Below are 21,232 nucleotides of genomic sequence, written 5' to 3'. Positions count from 1 at the left end.
CCTGCGAAATCCCGCCTAGTGCGGTGGATTGGTCGGATTTGGCAGAGGGCGGCGCGATCGGCACCAAGCTGCCGCGCCATAATGTCAGGACAATTCCAGCCATGAACTCCACCGCGAACCCCGTGAACCGGGGACTGGCCTGACCCTCAGGGAGAACGTCCCATGCCGATTCCTTCCCGCCTGTCCAGACTTCCCAGCCTGCTCCTGCTGGGGTTCGCCGCCCTGCTTGGGCAGGCGGAATCGCCCCGGGCCGCGCCGGCCGCCCCGCCCGCCCTGACGGCACAGGATGCCCAGGCGTGGCTGGACGGGCTCCTCGGCTATGGGATTCCGTCCGCGGACGTGGCCAGCGCCGTGGTCACGGTCGTCAAGGATGGCAGGATCCTGGTGAGCCGCGGCTACGGCTCCGCGGACATCGCCTCCGGGAAGCCGGTGGATCCCGCCACCACCATGTTCCGGCCTGGATCGGTATCCAAACTGCTCACCTGGACGGCGGTGATGCAACTGGTCGAGCAGGGCAAGCTGGATCTGGACAAGGACGTCAACACCTACCTCGACTACCGCATCCCGGACCGGGGAGGGCGCCCCGTCACGCTCCGCAACCTCATGACCCACACGGCGGGTTTCGAGGAGTGCATCCGGGGCCTCATCATCCCGGACCAGGCCGATTTCATGAGCAACGGCGCGACCTTGAAGCGCTGGGTCCCCGAACGGGCATACGCGCCCGGCCAGGTGCCCGCCTATTCGAACTATGGCGCGTCCGTCGCCGGATACCTGGTGGAGCGGGTCAGCGGCATGCCCTTCGAGGCGTACGTCGAGCAGAACATCTTCCGCCCCCTCGGCATGGAGCACAGCACCTTCGTCCAGCCCCTTCCGGACCGTTTCAAGGGGCACATGGCCACCACCTACCAGCTGGCCTCGGAGCCCCCTAAGTACTTCGAGCTCATCTCCATGGCCCCGGCTGGCAGCTTGTCCGCATCCGCAGACGACATGGGCCGCTTCATGATCGCCCATCTCAATGAAGGCCGCTACAACGACGCCCAGATCCTCAAGCCGTCCACGGCGCGGATGATGCACGAATTCGAGCTGACCTGCACCCCGGGGGCCCACCCCATGGCCCTGGGCTTCTACCGCCAGGACCGCAACGGACAGACCATCATCGCCCACGGCGGGGACACGATGTTCTTCCACAGCGACCTGATGCTGCTTACCCGGGCGAAAGTGGGGCTCTACCTGTCCATCGACGGGGTCGGCCAGGACAAGGCCGCCTACCGGCTCCGGCAGGCCATCGAGGACGGCTTCCTCGACCGCTATTTCCCCATGCCGGCAGCCGCCGCGCCCCGGGCGCTGCCCACCGCGCGCGAGCATGGCGCGCAGGTCGCGGGGAACTACTGGTGCAGCCGGAATCCGAAAAGCAGTTTCCTCTATGCCCTGCGGTTCCTGGGGATGCAGGAATTCAGGCAGGACGGCCAGGGCGACCTGGTGTGGAAGGACCTGCTGACCGGCAAACCCAGGCATTTCCGCGAGGTGGCGCCCTTCGTCTGGCAGGACCTCCAAGGCCAGGACCAGCTGGTCTTCGTGGTGGAGGGCGGCAAGGTCCAGCATATGGCCATCGAACCCTACTCGCCGATCATGGTCTTCTTCCCAGCGACCGCATGGCAGTCCTTTCTCGGCAGCAAGGTGGTGCTGGGCTATGCGTTGACCGTTCTCCTCGCCGCCCTGGCACTTTGGCCCCTCGCGGCCCTGGTCCGCTGCCGGTGCGGGAAGCCGTCCGGGCTCTCCCCCCGGGCCCAGGGGTGGTACCGGGCCAGCCGGCTCGCGGCCCTGACGAACCTGGCTTGTGCGGGCGGGTTCGCCTATTGGCTCCAATCCATGGGTGAGCACCATCTGGTCTTCGCGGATGCTCTCCAGCGGCTGTTCCAGATCCTTGGGCTGATCTCCCTGGCCGGGACGGTCGCGGCCATCGGCAATGCCGTCCTCGCCTGGACCGAATCCAGTGGCTGGTGGCGCAAGCTGAACAGCGCCGCCCTTGCGGTGGCGTGCATTCTCGCTTCGCTCCTCTCCCTCGGCCTGCACCTGCTCAAGATGGGCCTTGACTACTGAGTCCCTCGGATTTGACGAGGTGGGCCGGCCCCTCAGATTATTGAGCCGACCCACCCAGTCAGGCTAGACGCCCCAGTCCAGGATGACCTTCCCTGACTTCCCGCTGCCCATGACCTCGAACCCCTTCCGGAATTCGTCGATGGGGAAGTGGTGCGTGATGATGGGACTGATGTCCAGCCCGCCCTGGATCATGGCGGCCATCTTGTACCAGGTCTCGAACATCTCCCGCCCGTAGATCCCCTTCAGGAACAGGCCCTTGAAGATCACCTTGCCCCAGTCCACGGCCACGTCCTCGCCGAGGATCCCGAGCATGGCGATGCGGCCGCCGTTGGCCATGGAGTCGATCATGCCCCGGAAGGCGCCGCCGTTGCCGCTCATCTCCATGCCGATGTCGAAGCCCTCGGTCATGCCCAGCTCCTTCTCCACGTCGGCCAGCTTCTCCCTGCTGACGTCCACGGCGCGGGTGGCGCCCATCCTGCGGGCGAGGTCCAGGCGGTAGGGGTTCACGTCGGTGATGACGACGTTGCGGGCGCCCACGTGCTTGGCGATGGCCACGGCCATGATCCCGATGGGGCCGGCGCCGGTGATGAGGACGTCCTCGCCCACCATGTCGAAGGAGAGGGCCGTGTGGGCCGCGTTGCCGTACGGGTCGAAGATGGAGGCCAGGTCGTCGGAGATGCCGTCGGGCACCTTGAAGAGGTTCGAGGCCGGCAGCGACAGGTACTCGGCGAACGAGCCCGGGCGGTTCACGCCCACGCCCCGGGTGTTGGGGCAGAGATGGCGCTTGCCGGCGCGGCAGTTGCGGCAGTGGCCGCAGACGATGTGGCCCTCGCCCGAGACCCGGTCGCCCACCTTGTAGCCCTCGACCTCCGCGCCCACCTGCTCGATGATGCCCACGTACTCGTGGCCGACGTGCATCGGCACGGGGATCGTCTTCTGGCTCCAGGCGTCCCAGTTCCAGATGTGCATGTCCGTGCCGCAGATGGCGGACTTGTGGATGCGGATCAGCACGTCGTTGGGGCCCGTCTCCGGCATCGGGACGTCCTCCATCCAAAGCCCGGGTTCCCGCCTGCTCTTGACCAATGCCTTCATGGGGTGCCTCCGTATGCTACTTGATGACGCCCAGGGCGCGTCCGACCTTGGCGAAGGCGGCGATGGCCACGTCCAGGTCCTCCCGGCTGTGGCCGGCCGACATCTGGGTGCGGATGCGGGCCTGGCCCTTGGGCACGACGGGGAAGAAGAACCCCGTGACGTAGACGCCCTCCTCCAGCAGCCGGGACGCGAATTCCTGCGCCAGGGGCGCGTCGTAGAACATCACCGGGATGATGGGATGCTCCCCGGGCAGGAGCTTGAAGCCCAGCCTGCCCATCTCCGTGCGGAAGTGCAGCGCGTTGGCCCGGAGCTGGTTGCGCAGGCCGTCGCCCTGCTCGAGCATCTCCAGGACCTTGATGCTGGTGGCGGTGATGGAGGGGGCCAGCGTGTTGGAGAAGAGGTAGGGCCTGGACTTCTGCCGCAGCCAGTCGATGACCTCCTTCGAGGAGGAGACGTAGCCGCCCGAGGCGCCGCCCAGGGCCTTGCCCAGGGTGCCCGTGATGATGTCCACCCGGCCCATGACCCCGTGGTGCTCGTGGGTGCCCCGGCCCTTGGCGCCGATGAAGCCCACCGCGTGGCTGTCGTCCACCATCACCATGGCGCCGTACTTCTCCGCCAGGTCGCAGATGGCGGGAAGGTTGGCCAGGTAGCCGTCCATGCTGAACACGCCGTCGGTGACCACCAGCTTGAACCGGGCTCCCGAGGCCTCCTGGAGCCGGGCTTCCAGGTCGGCCATGTCGCTGTTGGCGTAGCGGTAGCGCTGGGCCTTGCAAAGCCGGATGCCGTCGATCAGCGACGCGTGGTTGAGGGCGTCCGAGATGATGGCGTCCTCCTCGCCCAGCAGCGGCTCGAAGACCCCGCCGTTGGCGTCGAAGCAGCTGGAGTAGAGCTGGGTGTCCTCCATGCCCAGGAAGGTGCTGATCCGGGCCTCCAGCTCCTTGTGGATGTCCTGGGTCCCGCAGATGAAGCGCACGCTGGACAGGCCGAACCCGCGGCGGGCCAGGGCCTCCTGGGCCGCCTCGACCAGGGCGGGGTGGTTGGCCAGGCCCAGGTAATTGTTGGCGCAGAGGTTGATGACCTTCTTCCCGTTGGCCTCGACCCAGGGGCCCTGGGGGCTGGTCATCACCCGCTCGTTCTTGTAGAGCCCCTGCTCCCGGAGGGCGCGGGTTTCCTGGGCGAGATGGTCGAGGAAGAGCTTGTTCACGTTGGACCCCTTTTCGGCTCGGCCATTATAGGACGGGGAATTCGTGAGACTAGTCACGTACTCCTGGGGCCACTAGAATTGGGCCAGAGGGCCACCCCCATGCGCATGCTGCTCGCAGTACCCTTCCTGGTCACCTTTCTCGCCTGCGGTTCGTCCAAGCTCTCCCGGAGGGAGGCCGAAGGCGACATCAAGAAGGACTACCCGGTCCAGATCGTGGTGACCATTCCCGAGTCCGCCTCGGCCATCAAGGGTTCCGCGGAACACGCCAGGCTCGTGGCCCTCCAGGAGGCCGCCGGCAAGGGCGCCTTCGCCGTGACCCGGAAGGTCGAAGGGGATCGCGAGACCTTCTCCTTCAAGCCGGGCGCGTCGTCCCCCAAGGAGGTCCGGCTTTCGCCCAAGGGCTACGAGCTCCCCGCGGCCGAGGCGGAGTTCGTCCGGGCCCTGAGGATCGAGTACATGCGGGATTCCGCCCGGGTCACCTACCAGATCCGGCTGGGCAGGCCCACGGCCTGGTTCGGCCTCTTCCAGACCCTCCACCCGGGCGTGCGCGCCGGGGAGACCAAGGAACGCCACGCCTCCTACCGGAAGGAGGGCCGCAGCTGGGTCCTGCAGGGCACCGACGAGACCCTGAAGAAGGCGCGTTAGCCTCTGGTATCATCAAGTTTTAGGGGCCCCCATGCATCATGAACGCGTCGCCATCCTCGATTTCGGGTCCCAGTACACGCGCCTGATAACCCGGCGGCTGCGCGACCTCGGGGCCTTCGGGCTGGTCTACGGCCCGGGCGCCACGGCCCAGGAGATCGGCGGGCCCGACCTCAAGGGCGTGATCCTCTCCGGCGGCCCCAACTCCGTCATGGAGGCCGGCGCGCCGGACCTGGATCCGGCCATCCTGGCCCTGGGGGTGCCCATCCTGGGCATCTGCTACGGCCAGCAGCTCCTGGCGCGCAATCTGGGCGGGGTCATCCACCGCTCCAGCCGCAGGGAGTACGGCAAGGCCATGATCCGCATCCAGGACCCCGAGAGCCTCCTCTTCCGGGGGCTGGAGGACGAGCTGCAGGTGTGGATGAGCCACGGGGACCACGTGGAGAAGGCCCCCGCGGGCTTCGGGATCACCAGCCACACCCGGGGCGTCCCGGTGGCGGCCATGGAGGACCGGGCCCGGCGCATCTACTGCATCCAGTTCCACCCGGAAGTCACCCACACCCAGCACGGTTCCAAGGTCCTGATGAACTTCCTCCACGTCTGCGGCATGAAGCTGGACTGGAACACGGGCCAGTTCATCGAGGAGAAGACCCGGGCCATCCGCAGGCAGGTCGGCGAAGGCCGCGTCGTCCTGGGCCTCTCGGGCGGCGTGGACTCCAGCGTGGCCGCGGTGCTGCTGCACAAGGCCATCGGCAAGCAGCTCACCTGCGTGTTCGTGGACACCGGCGTCATGCGCAAGGACGAGATGACCCAGGTGCAGGAGGCCTTCGCGCCCTTCGACATGACCGTGAAGTGGGTGGATGCCCGCGCCGCCTTCCTGGGGGCCCTGGAGGGCGTGAGCGACCCCGAGCAGAAGCGCAAGATCATCGGCCGGACCTTCATCGAGGTCTTCGACAAGGAGGCCGGGACCGTGCAGGCGGACTTCCTGGCCCAGGGCACGCTCTACCCGGACGTCATCGAGAGCTCCGGCGTGGGCGGGGCGGTGCTTGTCAAGTCCCACCACAACGTGGGCGGCCTTCCCGACGTCATGAAGCTCAAGCTCGTGGAGCCCCTGCGGGAGCTCTTCAAGGACGAGGTGCGCCGCGCGGGCCTGGCCCTGGGCCTGCCCGAGGACATGGTCTGGCGCCACCCCTTCCCGGGCCCCGGCCTCGCGGTGCGCATCCCCGGCTGCGTCACGGCCGAGCGCGTGGCGATCCTCCAGAACGCCGACGCCATCTTCATCGAGGAGCTCAAGGCCTCCGGGTGGTACCGCAACACCTCCCAGTGCTTCGCCGTGCTGCTGCCGGTGCAGACCGTGGGCATCATGGGCGACGAGCGCACCTACGAGAACATGTGCGCCCTGCGTGCCGTGACCAGCGAGGACTTCATGACCGCCGACTGGGCGCGCCTGCCCCACGATCTCCTGGAGAAGGTGGCCCAGCGCATCGTCAACGAGGTCAAGGGCATCAACCGGGTGGTCTTCGACATCACGAGCAAGCCCCCCGCGACCATCGAGTACGAATAAACGGGAGCGGAAGGCCCGCCTCCGGCATCACATCCTTGATGGAGGAACAGCGATGGCGGAGCTGAAGATCGTGGTCCTGGCCGGCGGCACGGGACTGGTGGGCAGGCACCTGGCGGATTCCCTCTCCCGGGACGGGGTGGAGGTGCGGGTGCTGAGCCGGAGGCCGGGCTCTCCTTTCTCGTGGGACGACCTGCCCCGGGCCCTGGAGGGGGCCGACGCCGTCGTGAATCTCGCTGGGGAGGGCATCGCCGACAAGCGTTGGACCCCCTCCCGCAAGGACGCCATCCTCCGCAGCCGGGTGGAGTCCACGAACCGCCTCGTGGCGGCCATGGGCGCCCTGCCCTCCCCGCCCCGGGCCTTGGTGAACGCCAGCGCGGTTGGGTTCTACGGCCCCATGGACGGGCGCCCCGTGGAGGAGGGGCGCGGACCCGGGAAGGGCTTCCTGGCCAAGGTCTGCCGCCAATGGGAGGCCGCGGCGGACGCGGCCACTCCGCTGGGCATCCGGGTGGTGAAGCTGAGGCTGGGCGTCGTCCTGGCCCGGGACGGCGGCGCCCTGCCGAAGATGGCCTTTCCCGTCCGCATGTTCCAGGGCGCCAGGCTCGGCCACGGCCAGCAGGGCCTGAGCTGGATCCACATCGACGACCTGGTGCGCCTGGTCCGGGAGGCCGCGGAGAACCCCGCCTTCTCCGGGGCCCTGAACGCAACCTCCCCCCGCCCCGTCACCAACGAGACCTTCACCCGCGCCCTGGCCCGCCGCCTCCGCCGGCCCATGCTGCCCATCCCCGGCTTCGTGACCCGCACGGCCCTGGACCTCCTGTTCGGGGAGATGGGGCGCGAGATGCTCCTGGAAGGATCCTTCGTCTATCCCAGGAAGGCCCTGGAACTCGGGTTCACGTTCAGGTTCGAAAAGGTGGAGGAGGCCTTGGCGGACCTACTCTAGGGTTTGGTCCGGCTCCGCTCCGACAGCTTCCTGCTGAAGATCGCGAGGCTGGCGTACAGCTCCACGTTCTCCACGATGATGTCGTCGGGCACGTCCAGGGTGATGGGGGCGAAGTTCCACATGGCCCGGATGCCGCTCTGCACCATCACCTCGGCCAGGTGCTGGGCGCGGTCGGCGGGGATGGTGAGGATGCCGATGGTGATGTGGAGGCGCCGGATCACCTCCTCCAGCTTGTCCACGGGGTACACGGGCACGCCGTGGATCTTCTTGCCGATCTTGGAGGGGTGGGCGTCGAAGGCGGCGGTGATGCGGATGCCGGCCTTGTCGAAGCCGGGATAGCCCAGCAGGGCCGAGCCGAGGTTGCCCGCCCCCACGAGGCAGGCGTCGGAGGCCGAGTTCCAGTTCAGGAAGGTCTCGATGGAGGCCAGCAGATCGGCGACGCGGTGGCCGACCTTGGGCTTGCCCTGGCTGCCGGTGGCGGCCAGGTCCTTGCGCACCTGGGTGTGGTGGATGCCCAGATCCTCGGCCATCTGCGTGGCGGAGATGATCTCCTGGCCCTCGCCGTGGATGCGCTTCAAATAATGGTAATACTTCGGTAACCGACGCAAGGTAGGAGTGGGTACCGCCGAGGCTGCCATGGATTTTCTCCGATCCGAGTATACCCAGTAACGCTAGGGTAGCTCAGCACGAAGAAAATGGGGGCCGGCCCCGGTGACGCGGATGTCCACCAGTTCCCCGAAGGGGAGCCGGCGGCCTTCCGGTACGGCCAGGTGGACGTTCTTCCATTCCCCGGTGCGGGCCAGCCAGTGGCCTCCGTCCAGGGCGCCCTTGCTCTCCACCCGGGCCTTGAGGGAACGCCCCACCATCCTCCGGTTGCTCTCCAGGGTCAGTTCGGTCTGGCGAGCCTGGAGGCGCGTGAGGCGCCGGGACTTCTCGGCGTGGGGCAGGTCGTCCGCGAGCTTGAGGGCCGGGGTTCCGGGGCGGGGGGAGTACACGAAGCTGAAGGACATGTCGTACCGGACCCGCTCCAGCAGGGCCAGGGTGCCCTCGAAGTCCTCCTCGGTCTCCCCGGGGAAGCCGACGATGAAGTCCGTGGAGAGGTTGATGCGCTCCCGGGCATTCCCCAGATAGGCCAGGCGCTCGAGGTACTGGTCCACCGTGTACTCCCGGCGCATGCGCCGGAGCACCGCGTCGCTGCCGCTCTGCACCGGCAGGTGCAGGAAGGGCGCGACCTTGGGGTTGGACACCAGGGTGCGGGCCAGTTCCTCGGTGAAGTTCATGGGATGGCTGGTGGTGAACCGGATCCACTCCAGCCCGTCCACCTCCGCCACGCGGTCCAGGAGCTGCGCGAAGGTGCAGCCGCCCATGTAGCTGTTCACGTTCTGCCCCAGCAGCTCCACTTCCCGGAAGCCCATGGCCGCCAGGTCCTCCACCTCGGCGACGACGTCCTTCCAGGGCCGGTGGCGCTCCACGCCGCGGGTGGTGGGAACGATGCAGTAGGTGCAGGCGTGGTTGCAGCCCTCGATGATGGTCACCAGGGCCTTGGCGGTGCTGTGGCGCAGGGTGGTCTCCGGGGGGAACAGGTGGTTGTCGGGGTAGTCCCCGGTGTCGATGACGCGGGCCCTGCCGGCCCGGGCCTCCTCCACCAGCCGCGGCAGCTGCTGGATGGCCATGGTGCCCAGCACGAAGTCGATCTGGGGGGCCCTCCGGAAGAGCCCGGCCTTCTCCTGCTGGGCCAGGCAGCCCGTGACCCCCACCAGGAGGGGCCTGCGCCTCTTCTCGTCCCGCAGGCGCCCCAGCTCCGTGTAGACCTTGTTCACGGCCTTTTCCCGGATGGAGCAGGTGTTGAGGAGCACCACATCGGCGTCCTCCACCCCCGCGGCGGCCTCGAAACCTTCTTTTTCCATCAGACCCGCCAGCTTCTCGCTGTCGTGGTCGTTCATCTGGCATCCCCAGGTCTGGATCAGGTACTTCATCGCCCACCGCAAATGGACATTCTACCGGGTGTCAGCGCGTGAGGGTGAACTGGTCGAGGACGGCCCCGGCCCCGTCCATCTGCCTGAATCGGAGCCGGTCCCGGTCGAGGTCCAGGACCGAAAAGGAGTGCCGGTCGGCGATCAGGGCCTGGTGGAAGGGTTTGGGCCCCTTCGCGGGGACCCGGAAGCGGTTTTTGTGGCTGATTCCGCCCCCGGCGCCCGTGATGATCTGGATGGGGCCGGCGGCCTTCGTGGTGGCGGCGCCGTCGTAGGCCAGGTCCGGGAGGATGTGGGCCTCATCGACGCCGCCCGGGGCGAGGGTGAAGGGGCGGGTGCGGGCGTAGGCGTGGAGGTGGCCGTTGACGACCAGGTCCACCCGGTGCCGCTGGAGGACCGGCCACAGCTGGGCCATATGCCAATCATTAGTATGTTTGAAGCTGGATTGGTTGAACCCGGGGTGGTGGTAGAGGACGATGCGCCAGAAGCCCGCGGGGGCGCCGTCCAGGGCCGTTTCCACCCAGTGCCGCAGGGCCGGGTCGTCCCTGTGCATGTAGCGGTTGGAGTCCAGCACCACGAAGCGCGCATCGCCGGAATCGAACCAGAAGTTGCCCATGGCCGGGTAGCGGGCGCCGGCGGCCTGCCGGAACGGGGCCCAGGCCTGGGCCGGGCTGAGGTTGGCCACGTGGCCCCCCTGCAGGAGGCCGGGGCCGTTGAGGGGCTGGTCCCAGCAGTAGTAGTAGGCCAGGCTCCCCAGCGGCGGGGGCGCTCCGCGGTCCACGTGGGCCACGTCGTGGTTGCCCAGGATGCCCACCATGAGCCGGGAGCGCATGAAGGGGGCCGGGCCTCCGTTGTAGGTGGGGTAGAAGTGCGCCCGGTACTCCTGGTAGGTGCCGTGCGGGTAGGAGAGATCCCCCACCGCCAGCATGAGGTCGGGCTTCTGGGCCGCGATCCCCTCGGCGATGGAGCGGGACGCGGGGTTGCCGGGTTCCACCAGGTCGCCGGCGATCACCACCCGCTGGCGCTGGCCCGGGGCCATCCGGGCCCGGGCCCCGTTCACCTGGAAGACCCGGCGACCGTCCCGGAGGACCCGGTAGTCGAAGGTCCCCCCCGGCTCGAGGGGCTTCAGGACGGCGGTCCACGCCCGCTGGGCGGGCACCTGGGTGCCCGGGATGTCCACCAAGGTGGAGGCCGGGTCGGCCATGCGGACCCACGTCCCGGTGGTGCGCACCTCCACGGCCCAGGTCCCGGTGTCGTACGCCGGCGCGTGCCACATGAGGCCGAGCCGGTCCGGGCGGTCCGGGGCCTCCCCCAGTTGGAGGCAGGGCGGGACGGTGAAGCTGGCCGGATCCTCGAAGTCCGGAGACGGTTTCACCTGGACCTTCACGGCCTCGGAGCGGACCTGGCCCGAAGGTGACGTGACCGTGAGGACGACGGAGGTGTCGCCCAAGGGCACGAAGGCCAGGGCCTGGCCGCTGGCGATGGCCCCCAGGCCCGGGTCCAGGGCGCCCTTTCCCCCGGTGAACTCGGCCCGCAACGTCACCGGGCTGCCGGCTTCCACCGGATTGGGATCGGCCTCGAACCGGAGGATGACCGGGGCCGCGGGCGGGTCGGCGGGGGCCTTGGACCCCCCTCCCCGGCAGGCGGCCAGGACCAGGAGAACGCAGGTCAGGACAAGGGTTCCGGCGGGGCGCGGAGAGTTCATGATTGATTTATGTCATTGCCCACCGACAGGTTCCCGGTAGGCTCGGGGTGGAGATTTCGCGATGACGGATGACTGGACCCAGGCCTGGCGGACCGCGACGGTCACGGACAACAGGGAGGTGGGCCGGGGCTTCCACCTGCTCCACCTGGAGGTGGCCGACGCCCTGCCCTTCCCCTTCGAGCCCGGCCATGTGGTGGTCCTGCGCCACGAGGGCCACCGCCACCCCTATACCCTCTCCCGGACGGACCCCGCCGCGCGCAGGGTGGGCCTGCTGTTCCGGGTGGTCAAGGGTGGACGCCTGACCCCGTCCCTGGGCACGGCGGCCCCCGGCACGGAAGTCGAGATCAGCGGCCTGCACCACGAGCCCATCGCGGACATGATCGCCCCGGAGGCCCTGGCCCTGGTCGGCCTTTCAACCGGCTCGGGCATCGGCCCCCTGTGGGGTTTCGCCGAACGCGCCCTGGCCGCGGGGTTCGACCGCCCCATCACGCTCGTCGCCGGCTACCGGGAGGAGGAGGACATCTGCCTGGCGCCGGAGCTCGACGCGCTCCAGGCCGCGCACCCCGGGTTCGCCTGGCACCCTACGCTCACGCAGCCCGGACCCGGGTGGACCGGCCTGCGGGGCCGCGTCGGCACAAGCGCGGCGGCCCTGGTAAGGGACCCCCGGGCCTGCCATTTCCACCTGGTGGGCAACGGGGCCATGCTCGCGGAGGTGAAGGCCGCCCTGGCGCTGTGCGGGGTTCCGGCGCCCCAGGTCACCTCGGAGGTGTTCTTCAACTTCAAGGCGGAGGCCGATCCGGAGGCGGTGGAGGAACTCGCGAGGCGGTTCGGCGGAGCTTGACCCCGGCTGATCAGCAGACACCCTCTCAGACGGACATTGAATGATGGAGCTGAAATTCAAGGCGCTTATCGCTAGGGATGGCTGGGGGGGCTTGGGCCTGGCACCGAAGAAGAATTCGTGCTCGCCGCACACAGCGCCGACGCATAGCGCCACGAAGACAAAGATCTTCAGCGTTCCCCACCAGTCTTCCATGAGCTCGCCTCGAATCATGGAGAACCAATCTGGCGTGAAGTAGAAACGGACACATTCCCAAAAGCCGCTCCAGCTTCGAAAGATCACCCATCCAAGTCCGAGGTACAAAGGAATGTTGAGGAGAGCGATGACCACCCAGCGGGTAATATCGTTGTCCATGATTCGCCCCACGAAGACCGGGAGAAGGAGGCCATCCGTATGGCTGGCCGTTGGAAGGGATGATTCGCCTTGAGCTGGATCGATTACCCAAGAGGGTATCACCATGTGAGGGAAACCTTCGCCGGTTGAACTCCAGCCCTGGGTCCTGGCAGAATCCGGCAATTGCCTCGAAATTGGTTCTTAACGGGACTGGGGGAGGCGCAGACCCATCCATGCTTTGGCTTTTGTCTGGAAGGGAGGCTGGGGCTGGTCGTGGGAGGCCGTCCTGACCCCCATCATCCAGGCAGGTTGAGACGAAAAGCCTCTCGCCGAGGCGCCGAGGGGCCGAGGTCCGCCGAGAAAAGATCTTCTTCTATTCCTCGGCGAGGGACCCTTCGATGGCGTTTGCCGGGTTCATCGGGCAACAGGTCGGCAGCAGTGGACTTCGGACATCTTGGGTCTGTCGACTCAAGGAGGAAGGAGGCCGCTTCTGCCTGTCATAGGATGACGCAGGTCCCCCGGACGGCGTCCTCATCCTGGATGGCCTTGCGCAGCTCAGCCAAGGGCAGGACGATCCGCACCGTCACGGCGCCGGCCATCCAGAGGCTGCCGGTGCCGCTCCGGACGCAAAGGGCGCCATCGTCCTCCAGAACCAGGCGTGCAAGGGGCCCCGCCGTAGCGGTGTGCCAACGGGTGGCGCCGTCGGCGTCCGTGAGCACCAGATTGCCGTCCTCCCGCATCGTTAGGGCGCCCGCGCCCTCGAAGCCCTCCCCGGGCGACTCCCACTGCAGGACCGCGGCCGGAGCCAGGCGGTACACCGCCACCTTGCCGTCGTCCCGCACGTCCAGGCGATACGCCCCGTTGCGGGAGGTGAGAGACTGCCCCTTGGCGAGGCTCGCACCGCTGGCCAGCGTGTCCTGCGCACCCGCGACGGCGCCCGCTCCGATCAGCAGGGAAGGAAGGATCCAGGATCTTGAAATTCGCACGCTCCACCTTGGGGACAGGGAAACCTTTTTTCATCCTCTTTCCCGGCTAATTTTTCGTTTGGTTTTGCCGGGGATGGACGGGGGTGGACAGGGATAAGGACGGCCTAACGCCATGCCGAGAGGATGCGCGCAAGGGCGGACAGGTTCGCTCCCCGGCAAAAAGAAAGGGGCCCCGAAAGGCCCCTTCCCCTTTTGCCCTTAAGGCCGTGGCTAGTACATGTCTTCCATGCCGCCGCCCATGCCGCCGGGGCCGCCCATGGGAGGATTCTTCTTGTCCTCGGGCAGGTCGCAGACGATGGCTTCGGTGGTGAGCATCATGGACGCCACGGAGGCGGCGTTGCGCAGGGCGCTCTTGGTCACCTTGGCGGGGTCGATGACGCCGAAGGCCACCATGTCGCCGAACTCGCCGGTGGCGGCGTTGAAGCCGAAGTTGCCCTTCTCCTCCTTGACGCGGTTGACGATGACGCTGCCTTCCACGCCGGCGTTGTTGGCGATCTGGCGGAGGGGCTCCTCCAGGGACTTCTTGACGATCTCCACGCCCGTGGCCTGGTCGCCGGTGAGCTTCAGGGTGGCGAGCTTGACCAGGGAGCGGAGCAGCGCGACGCCGCCGCCGGCCACGATGCCGTCCTCGACGGCGGCCTTGGTGGCGTGCATGGCGTCCTCGACGCGGGCCTTCTTCTCCTTCATCTCGGTTTCGGAAGCCGCGCCCACCTTGATGACGGCGACGCCGCCCACGAGCTTGGCCAGGCGCTCCTGCAGCTTCTCCTTGTCGTAGTCGCTGGTGGAGATCTCCACCTGCGAGCGGATCTGCTTGACGCGGCCCTGGATGGCGCTGGGCTCGCCGGCGCCCTCGATGATGGTGGTGTTCTCCTTGTCGATGACGATCTTCTTGGCGGTGCCGAGATCCTCGATCTTCAGGTTCTCGAGCTTGAGGCCGAGATCCTCGGTGACGGCCTTGCCGCCGGTGAGGATGGCGATGTCCTCGAGCATGGCCTTGCGGCGGTCCCCGAAGCCGGGGGCCTTGACGGCGGCGATGTTGAGGGTGCCGCGGATCTTGTTGACCACCAGGGTGGCCAGGGCCTCGCCGTCCACGTCCTCGGCGATGATCAGCAGGGGGCGGCGGCTGTTGACGACCTGCTCCAGGAGGGGCAGGAGGTCGCGCATGTTGGAGATCTTCTTCTCGTAGATCAGGACGAGGGGGCTCTCCAGCTCGACCTTCATCTGGTCGGGGTTGGTGACGAAGTAGGGGCTGAGGTAGCCGCGGTCGAACTGCATGCCCTCGACGACGGTGAGCTCGGTGTCGCGGCCCTTGGCCTCTTCCACGGTGATGACGCCGTCCTTGCCGACCTTGGCCATGGCGTCGGCGATGATCTTGCCGATCTCCTGGTCGCCGTTGGCGGAAATGGCGCCCACCTGGGCGATGGCGTTGCCCTCGACGGGCTTCTTGATCTCGTCGATGGCGGCGACGACGCAATCCACGGCGAGATCGATGCCCTTCTTGATCTCCATGGTGTTGGCGCCGCTCACGACGGCCTTGATGCCTTCCTTGTAGATGGCGCGGGCCAGCACGGTGGCGGTGGTGGTGCCGTCGCCGGCGATGTCGGAGGTCTTGGAGGCCACTTCACGGACCAGCTGGGCGCCCATGTTCTCGTGCTTGTCCTTGAGCTCGATCTCCTTGGCGACGGTGACGCCGTCCTTGGTCATGAGGGGGGAACCGAACTTCTTCTCGATCAGGACGTTGCGGCCTTTGGGGCCGAGGGTGACCTGCACGGCGTCGGCGAGCTTGTTGACCCCGCGCAGGATGGCCTGGCGGGCTTCTTCGGCGTAGATGATGGATTTGGCGGACATTGTTTATCTCCTGAAGGGTTTCCGGAATTCGTTTCTAGCCGACGATGGCGAGGATCTCGTCTTCGCGAACGATGACGTGGTCGATGCCTTCGATCTTCACTTCGGTGCCGGTGTACTTGCCGATCAGGACCTTGTTGCCGGCCTTGACGGACATGGGGATGCGCTTGCCGTCCTCGGCGAACTTGCCGTCGCCCACCGCCACGACCTCGGCTTCCATGGGCTTCTCCTTGGCGGTGTCGGGGATGATGATCCCTCCCTTGACCGTTTCGGCAGGCTCGCTGCGCTTGAGCAGGACACGATCGTATAGGGGCTTGATTGCCATGATGGCCTCCGTGTGAAAAGGGACCCGGGAGCGTCCCCCGGGGTGGCTGTTAGCACTTACTATCAGCGAGTGCTAATCTAGCCCGCCCCCAAATGGATGTCAAGGGGGGCATTCCATGCTTGAGCCTAATTGGCTCACATTTTATTAATCATTTTATTTCGATCTTTGGAGGAGATTGCCCCGCCTCCACGGTCCGCTTGGGGGTAGGCTAGAGGAATGAGTCAGCTTTCCCTCCTGATCGAACTCCAGACCGTGCATGACAATCTGCACGTCATCCAAAGGGACCTGAGCGCATTCCCGCCCGACCTGGCCGCCCTGGATTCCGAACTCAAGATGCTGGCGAAAAAGCTCGAGGAGACCGGCAGGGCCCTGGCGTCCTCCCGGACCCAGCAGGCCACCCTCACCACGAACCTCGCCGCCGCCCAGAAGCAGGAGGACCTGTCCAAGGCCGCCGTCAAGGAGACGAAGCAGAAGGCGCAGTTCACCCTGGCCATCCGCGAGCTGGACGACCGCCAGCGGCAGAAGACCGCCATCGCCCGCCCCCTGAAGGACGTGGAGACCCGCATCGAGGCCCTGGAACGGGCCGAGGGCGAGATGCGCACCCGGCAGGCCGAGGCGCAGAAGCAGTTCGACGAGCTCCGGGCGGTCTTCCTCTCCGAGCACGAGAACCAGGTGGAGGGTGAACGCCGCCTCCAGAAGCGCCGGGCGGAGATCTCCGAGGCCGTGGACCCCGCCGTGCTGGTCAAGTTCGACCGGCTCCTCCAGCAGCGCCAGGGCCGCGCCGTGGTCCCCATCGACAAGGGTTCCTGCGGCGGCTGCCGCACCCGCCTGAGAACCCCGTTCCTGGCCCAGCTCCGGGAAGAGAAGAACCTCTATTGCGAGTCCTGCCAGCGAATCATCTACGATCCCGCACAACTCCAGTGAGCTTCAAGGGATGAGCCTACTCGGTGCCCGCGTTGCCCGGTTGCGATCCCGCATCCAGCGGGCGTGCGAGGACTGCGGCAGGGATCCCGGCGGCGTCGAGCTTCTGCCGGTCTCCAAGCGCCAGCCCATGGCCCTGGTGCGGGAGGCCGCGGACCTGGGCTTCGGGAGCTTCGGGGAGAACTACGTCCAGGAGGCCCTGGCCAAGATCGCGGAGGCCCCGGACCTGGACTTCGTCCTCATCGGCCCCCTGCAGCGCAACAAGGCCAAGGCGGCGCTGGCGCATTTCCGGCAGATCATGACCGTGGACCGCCCGGACCTGGCCCTGCGCCTGCGCCACCTGGCGGCGGAACTGGACGTCGTGCGCGGAATCTGGCTCCAGGTGGATCTCTGGGGGGAGACGACCAAGGTGGGCGGCGCCGGCGCGGGCGACCTGGAAGCCCTATTCGCCGCGCTGGAGGACGATCCCCGGCTGCCCGTGCAGGGCTTCATGGCCATCCCTCCGCCCGAGGACCCCGGCTCCTTCCGGGCCCTGGACGAGCTGAGGGCCCGCTGGCAGGAGAAGGTGGGCCGCAGGCTGAGGCTCTCCATGGGCATGAGCGGCGACCTGGAAGAGGCCATCCGGGCCGGCAGCGACCAGATCCGCATCGGGACGGCCTTCTTTGGGACACGCTGAGCCAACTTTGTTGTCATAATTTACGTTCGACCATTTATGATTCAGTACACCTTTTGCACATTCCCAACCCGCCTGGCTAGGAGTCTGAGATGGAATTCTGGAAATCACTGAGCATCAGGAAGAAGCTGAGCTATTCCATCCTCGCGCTCACCCTGCTTCTCGGCATCTTCGCGGGAATCGTTTCGGGATGGAAGCTCACCTCGACGCAGACCGAGGGGATCTGGTCCAAGGGCCACAGCCTTTCCGCCGTGCTGGCCGAGGCGACCACCTCCTCCTACCTCTCCGACGATCTGGGCACCACCACGGGCGCCACCGAGCGCGCCCTGGAGTTCGTCAAGGACGACCAGGACGTGAGCATCGCCGCCGTGGTGGCCGTGGACACCGCCACCAAGGCCGTCGCCGTGAAGTTCCAGAAGCGCTACCGCGCCGACGCCAAGGTCGACACGGCCGTCCTCTGCGAGCCCCTGGGCAAGGGCGGCCTCAAATACGAGAAGGGGGGCTTCATGATCACCGCCTCCCCCCTCGGGGCCGAAGCCCAGGACCCCGCCAAGAAGGTCTACCAGGTGCTGGTCATGAACGACACCAACATCTCCAAGGAGAACCTGAAGAGCATGGGGATGATGTTCGTCCTGGGCCTGCTCATGGTGGCCCTGGGCTACGTGGCGTCCCAGGTGCTGGGCAACGCCATCGTCAAGCCGCTTGAGACCATCCAGAGCCGCATGCGCGACATCTCCGAAGGCGAGGGGGACCTCACGGCCCGCCTCGACGTGGTCGGCACCGACGAGATCGCCCAGCTTTCCCTGCACTTCAACCGGTTCGTGGAGAACATCCAGGGCATCGTCCACCAGGTGATCACCATCTCCACCAACATCGCCTCGGGCTCGCTGCAGATGACCGCCGGCATGTCCGAGATGGCCTCCACCGCCGACGCCATCGCCCACACCGCCGAGAACCAGAAGTCCAGCGTGCGCCAGGCCAACGACAGCGTGGGCACCATCGCCAACTCCTCCAAGGTCATCTTCTCCACGGTCTCGGACGCCCTGAACGTGTTCGACCAGGCCCAGGAGGCCGCCGGCAAGGGCGGGACTGCCGTGGGCGCCGCCGTCAGCGGCATGCAGGTCATCAACCAGAACTCCAAGCAGATCGGCAACATCCTCAACGTCATCACCGAGATCGCCAACCAGACCAACCTGCTGAGCCTGAACGCCGCCATCGAGGCCGCCAAGGCCGGCGAGCACGGCAAGGGATTCGCCGTGGTGGCCGAGGAGGTCCGCAAGCTGGCCGAGCGCAGCGCCCAGGCCGCCAAGGAGATCACCGCCCTCATCCAGACCTCCAGCAAGAGCATCGACGACGGCACGTCCATGGTGAACACCGCCGGCTCCGCCCTGCGCAGCATCGAGGAGTCCATCAAGGCCAGCGCCGAGCGCATGAAGACCATCGGCAGCCAGAGCCAGACCCAGAGCCAGGACAGCTCCACCGTGGTGAACGCCATGGGCAGCCTGTCCAGCATCGCCGAGGGGAACGCCGCAGCCACCGAGCAGATGGCCGCAACGATCCGGGAGACCACCCGCACCGTCAACGAACTGAGCAACCTGGCCGAGAACCTCAACAACCTCGTTTCGAGGTTCAAAGTCTGAAGCTTACCTTTCCTCCCCGGCTGCCGATAAGTCTTGGGTTCGGCCAATTCCGAGGAGGCAGCCCATGGGTTTCCGGATCAAGGCGTTCGCTGCGATGGCGCTTGCCTTCGCGGTCCTGTCCGCGGGCGACCTCGCCCCGGACCAGCAGGCCAAGTTCATCAAGATCCTCGCCAGCAGCGCGGGTTCCGCCGGCAAGGTGGCGTGCAAGGACGCCGCCCTGGCCGGCGAACTGGCCAAGATGGGCATGGCCAACGACGCCGGGTCCAAGGTCGCCTGGGCATCCTCGGAAGCCGAGGTGAAGAGCCTCAAGGCCGCCGGCAAGCTGGTCATCTGCGGCAGGCTGGAGTGGCTGGCTGCGGGCGGGGGCATCGCCATCGTGGAAGAGGGGGGGAAGCCGCAGATCATCCTGAGCATGGGCAACATCGCGGCGTCGGGCATCACCCTGTCGGACGCGGTGCTCAAGATCGGCAAGAAGCTCAACTAGGATTACCGGGGGGGTTTTTATCCTTTTTCATCCCCGTTCAGCCCCGGCAAATTAAACGCTGAATTTGCCGGGCATGAACGGGAACGAAAAGGGTAAAGACAGAAATAATTATCTCTATCTCACGGGGCCAGGATGGGGTGATGCAGGGCCAGGCCGCTCAGGACGCGGCTGCCGGTGGCGTGAGGGTTGTCCAGGCTCATCCAGAGCAGGGCCTTGGCCACCTGGGAGGCCTCGATGGGGGCGTAACGCCATAGGAGGGCTGAGCGGGGGGCCAGATAGCGGGCGGCCGCCAGGTAGGGTTTGGCCAGCAGGAATGCGCCCAGGCGCTCGGCCAGGCGGAACTCCTCCCGTTCGCCCAGGAGCAGGGAGGGACGCACGATGAGGTAGGGGAGGCCGCTGGCCACCAGCACCTTCTCCGCCTCGGCCTTGGTCTCCAGGTAGAGGCCCCGGGGATGGCCGGCCCCGGCGCTGGAGACCAGCGCGAAGGCGGGGCGGGGCTGCAGGGCGGCGAGGCGGGTGATGAGGGCGGCGGGGTAGCCCAGGTCCACTTCCCGGAAGGCCTCGGGGGAACCCGCCTTCTTCAACGTGGTTCCCAGGGCGCAGAGGAGGAGGTCGCAGGGGATCTCGGTTCCCAGGCGCTCCAGGTCGGCCGGGGAGCGGTAGTCGAAGACCACCTCCTTCACCCGGCCCGACAGGGACCTGAGGGTGCCCGCGCGGCGCACCAGGGCGGTGAAGTCCACGTCCCTGCGCGCTTCCAGCTGCCTCACCAGCTCGCGCCCCACGAGGCCCGTGGCCCCGGCGATCACCACGTTTCTCATTCGCTGGCTTCCTTGGAAATGGCCAGCAGCAGCCCCAGGGACGCGAGGCTCGCGATGAGGCTCGAGCTGCCGTAGCTGATGAACGGCAGGGGGATCCCCTTGTTGGGGGCGAGGCTGAGGACCACGCTGAGGTTCATGAGGGCCTGCACCACCAGCAGGAGGGTGAAACCCATGGCGCAGAGCTTCAGGAAGCTGTCCCGCACCCGGTGGGCGATCCGGTAGCCGCGCCAGAGGATGCCCACGAACAGGGCCAGGACGAGGATGCTGCCGATGAGCCCGGCCTCCTCGGCGATGACGGCGTAGATGAAGTCCGTGTGCGCCTCGGGGAGGTAGTTCAGCTTCTGCATGGAGGCGCCCAGTCCCACGCCCGTGATGCCGCCGTTGCCCACGGCGATCAGGCTCTGCAGGGCCTGGTGGCCCTTGCCCAGCGGGTCGGCCTCGGGGTTGAGGAAGCTGAGCACCCGGGCCCGCCGGTACGGCTCGAACCACACGAAGGCGAAGCCCACGGCGCCCAGCGCGGGGGCCGCCACCGCGAAGATCCACCGCTGCGCCCCGCCCAGGAAGGTCACCAGGAGGGCCACGAAGAGGATCAGGAACGTGGTGCCGAAGTCCGGTTCGCGAAGGATCAGGGCCAGGGGCGCAAGGAGGATGGCGAAGAGGGTCACCAGCTTGGGGATGGACTCCCGGCTCCCCCTGCCCCACAGGTCCCGGTGCCGGATCATCCACCAGGCGGTGATGAGCACGGAGATGGGCTTGAACAGCTCCGAGGGCTGCAGGCTCAGCCGGCCGAACCGGATCCACCGGTGGGCGTGGTTGATGGCCGGGAAGAAGAACACCGCCCCCAGCAGCAGCAGGAACACCACGTAGAGGACCTGGAGCGTCCGGGGGTTGTCCCGCAGCATGACCAGGTCGGTCTGGGTGAGGGCCAGCATGATGGCCACGCCCACGAACCCGCCCACCATCTGGTTCACCAGGAAGGTGGTGGCGGCGCTGTGGTTCTTGAAGGCGGAGGCGGAGAAGACCCAGACCATCCCCACGGCCATGAGGGCCAGGGCGAAGAAGAGAAGCAGGCGATCGATGGGGCGGCGGACGTCGGGGCTCAAGGCGGGCTCGGTGGCAAGGTGAAAAGACCATTCTAGCCATTCCACG

19 protein-coding genes are annotated in these 21,232 nt (G+C 67.2%); 9 read left to right on the top strand and 10 right to left on the bottom strand.

Going from position 1 to position 21,232, the window contains the following annotated elements; translation table 11 throughout:
• The first annotated feature begins 162 nt into the window (after positions 1-162).
• A complete protein-coding gene (locus RAH40_RS02665; RefSeq protein ID WP_306600525.1) occupies positions 163-2,100 on the top strand; it encodes a serine hydrolase in 1,938 nt (645 codons plus the stop codon).
• A gap of 63 nt (positions 2,101-2,163) precedes the next feature.
• Here RAH40_RS02665 and tdh read toward each other — a convergent pair whose 3' ends face one another.
• Positions 2,164-3,192, bottom strand: a complete 1,029-nt coding sequence (gene tdh, locus RAH40_RS02660) for an L-threonine 3-dehydrogenase (protein WP_306600524.1) — start codon at positions 3,190-3,192, stop codon at positions 2,164-2,166.
• Positions 3,193-3,208: 16 nt separating this feature from the next.
• On the bottom strand, positions 3,209-4,396 hold the full coding sequence (locus RAH40_RS02655; RefSeq protein WP_306600523.1) for a glycine C-acetyltransferase: 1,188 nt from the start codon (positions 4,394-4,396) through the stop codon (positions 3,209-3,211).
• A gap of 99 nt (positions 4,397-4,495) precedes the next feature.
• Between RAH40_RS02655 and RAH40_RS02650 the strand changes: the two genes are divergently transcribed.
• The 3 genes from RAH40_RS02650 to RAH40_RS02640 are packed head-to-tail and all read left to right on the top strand — an operon-like array spanning position 4,496 to position 7,542.
• Positions 4,496-5,041: a hypothetical protein gene (locus RAH40_RS02650; protein WP_306600522.1), complete on the top strand. Its 546-nt coding sequence runs from the start codon at positions 4,496-4,498 to the stop codon at positions 5,039-5,041.
• Between the two features lie 31 nt (positions 5,042-5,072).
• The gene (gene guaA / locus RAH40_RS02645) at positions 5,073-6,602 is read left to right on the top strand and encodes a glutamine-hydrolyzing GMP synthase (RefSeq protein WP_306600521.1); all 1,530 of its coding nucleotides are present in this window, start codon (positions 5,073-5,075) and stop codon (positions 6,600-6,602) included.
• Positions 6,603-6,654: 52 nt separating this feature from the next.
• Positions 6,655-7,542, top strand: a complete 888-nt coding sequence (locus RAH40_RS02640) for a TIGR01777 family oxidoreductase (RefSeq protein ID WP_306600520.1) — start codon at positions 6,655-6,657, stop codon at positions 7,540-7,542.
• Here RAH40_RS02640 and RAH40_RS02635 read toward each other — a convergent pair.
• Genes RAH40_RS02635 through RAH40_RS02625 form a run of 3 tightly spaced genes read right to left on the bottom strand, consistent with a single transcriptional unit; the run spans position 7,539 to position 11,220 of the window.
• Positions 7,539-8,180, bottom strand: a complete 642-nt coding sequence (locus tag RAH40_RS02635) for a redox-sensing transcriptional repressor Rex (protein WP_306600519.1) — start codon at positions 8,178-8,180, stop codon at positions 7,539-7,541. The two genes, RAH40_RS02640 and RAH40_RS02635, sit on opposite strands and share 4 nt — an antisense overlap.
• Positions 8,181-8,213: 33 nt before the next feature.
• Positions 8,214-9,518 (bottom strand): tRNA (N6-isopentenyl adenosine(37)-C2)-methylthiotransferase MiaB, encoded by a 1,305-nt coding sequence (gene miaB / locus RAH40_RS02630; protein ID WP_306600518.1) that lies wholly within the window; start codon positions 9,516-9,518, stop codon positions 8,214-8,216.
• A 31-nt stretch (positions 9,519-9,549) separates the two neighbouring features.
• Complete coding sequence (locus RAH40_RS02625; protein WP_306600517.1) at positions 9,550-11,220, bottom strand: metallophosphoesterase; 1,671 nt, start codon at positions 11,218-11,220, stop codon at positions 9,550-9,552.
• 61 nt (positions 11,221-11,281) lie between these two features.
• Here RAH40_RS02625 and RAH40_RS02620 point away from each other — a divergent pair, with 61 nt between their 5' ends.
• A complete protein-coding gene (locus RAH40_RS02620) occupies positions 11,282-12,061 on the top strand; it encodes a ferredoxin--NADP reductase (protein ID WP_306600516.1) in 780 nt (259 codons plus the stop codon).
• An 827-nt stretch (positions 12,062-12,888) separates the two neighbouring features.
• On the opposite strand, the gene RAH40_RS02615 is transcribed toward RAH40_RS02620, so the two are convergent.
• The 3 genes from RAH40_RS02615 to groES all read right to left on the bottom strand — a co-directional run bounded on the left by RAH40_RS02615 (position 12,889) and on the right by groES (position 15,547).
• Positions 12,889-13,377, bottom strand: coding sequence for a hypothetical protein (locus tag RAH40_RS02615; RefSeq protein WP_306600515.1), 489 nt, complete (start codon positions 13,375-13,377; stop codon positions 12,889-12,891).
• 210 nt (positions 13,378-13,587) lie between these two features.
• On the bottom strand, positions 13,588-15,225 hold the full coding sequence (gene groL / locus RAH40_RS02610) for a chaperonin GroEL (protein WP_306600514.1): 1,638 nt from the start codon (positions 15,223-15,225) through the stop codon (positions 13,588-13,590).
• 34 nt (positions 15,226-15,259) lie between these two features.
• Complete coding sequence (groES, locus tag RAH40_RS02605; protein WP_306600513.1) at positions 15,260-15,547, bottom strand: co-chaperone GroES; 288 nt, start codon at positions 15,545-15,547, stop codon at positions 15,260-15,262.
• A 216-nt stretch (positions 15,548-15,763) separates the two neighbouring features.
• Here groES and RAH40_RS02600 point away from each other — a divergent pair, with 216 nt between their 5' ends.
• The 4 genes from RAH40_RS02600 to RAH40_RS02585 all read left to right on the top strand — a co-directional run bounded on the left by RAH40_RS02600 (position 15,764) and on the right by RAH40_RS02585 (position 19,265).
• On the top strand, positions 15,764-16,471 hold the full coding sequence (locus RAH40_RS02600) for a zinc ribbon domain-containing protein (RefSeq protein WP_306600512.1): 708 nt from the start codon (positions 15,764-15,766) through the stop codon (positions 16,469-16,471).
• 10 nt (positions 16,472-16,481) lie between these two features.
• Positions 16,482-17,144, top strand: coding sequence for a YggS family pyridoxal phosphate-dependent enzyme (locus tag RAH40_RS02595; RefSeq protein ID WP_306600511.1), 663 nt, complete (start codon positions 16,482-16,484; stop codon positions 17,142-17,144).
• 89 nt (positions 17,145-17,233) lie between these two features.
• Positions 17,234-18,781, top strand: a complete 1,548-nt coding sequence (locus RAH40_RS02590) for a methyl-accepting chemotaxis protein (protein ID WP_306600510.1) — start codon at positions 17,234-17,236, stop codon at positions 18,779-18,781.
• Between the two features lie 64 nt (positions 18,782-18,845).
• Complete coding sequence (locus tag RAH40_RS02585) at positions 18,846-19,265, top strand: hypothetical protein (RefSeq protein WP_306600509.1); 420 nt, start codon at positions 18,846-18,848, stop codon at positions 19,263-19,265.
• Positions 19,266-19,384: 119 nt separating this feature from the next.
• Here RAH40_RS02585 and RAH40_RS02580 read toward each other — a convergent pair whose 3' ends face one another.
• Both RAH40_RS02580 and ftsW read right to left on the bottom strand, forming a co-directional pair.
• Positions 19,385-20,083: an NAD(P)H-binding protein gene (locus RAH40_RS02580; RefSeq protein WP_306600508.1), complete on the bottom strand. Its 699-nt coding sequence runs from the start codon at positions 20,081-20,083 to the stop codon at positions 19,385-19,387.
• Positions 20,080-21,186: a putative lipid II flippase FtsW gene (gene ftsW, locus RAH40_RS02575; RefSeq protein WP_306600507.1), complete on the bottom strand. Its 1,107-nt coding sequence runs from the start codon at positions 21,184-21,186 to the stop codon at positions 20,080-20,082. Before ftsW ends, RAH40_RS02580 begins: the two co-directional genes overlap by 4 nt.
• Positions 21,187-21,232: the final 46 nt, after the last annotated feature.

Origin of the sequence: Geothrix sp. 21YS21S-2, assembly GCF_030846775.1 — a bacterium.
Taxonomy (GTDB): Bacteria; Acidobacteriota; Holophagae; order Holophagales; family Holophagaceae; genus Mesoterricola.
This window is presented reverse-complemented; position numbering and strand designations above follow the sequence as displayed.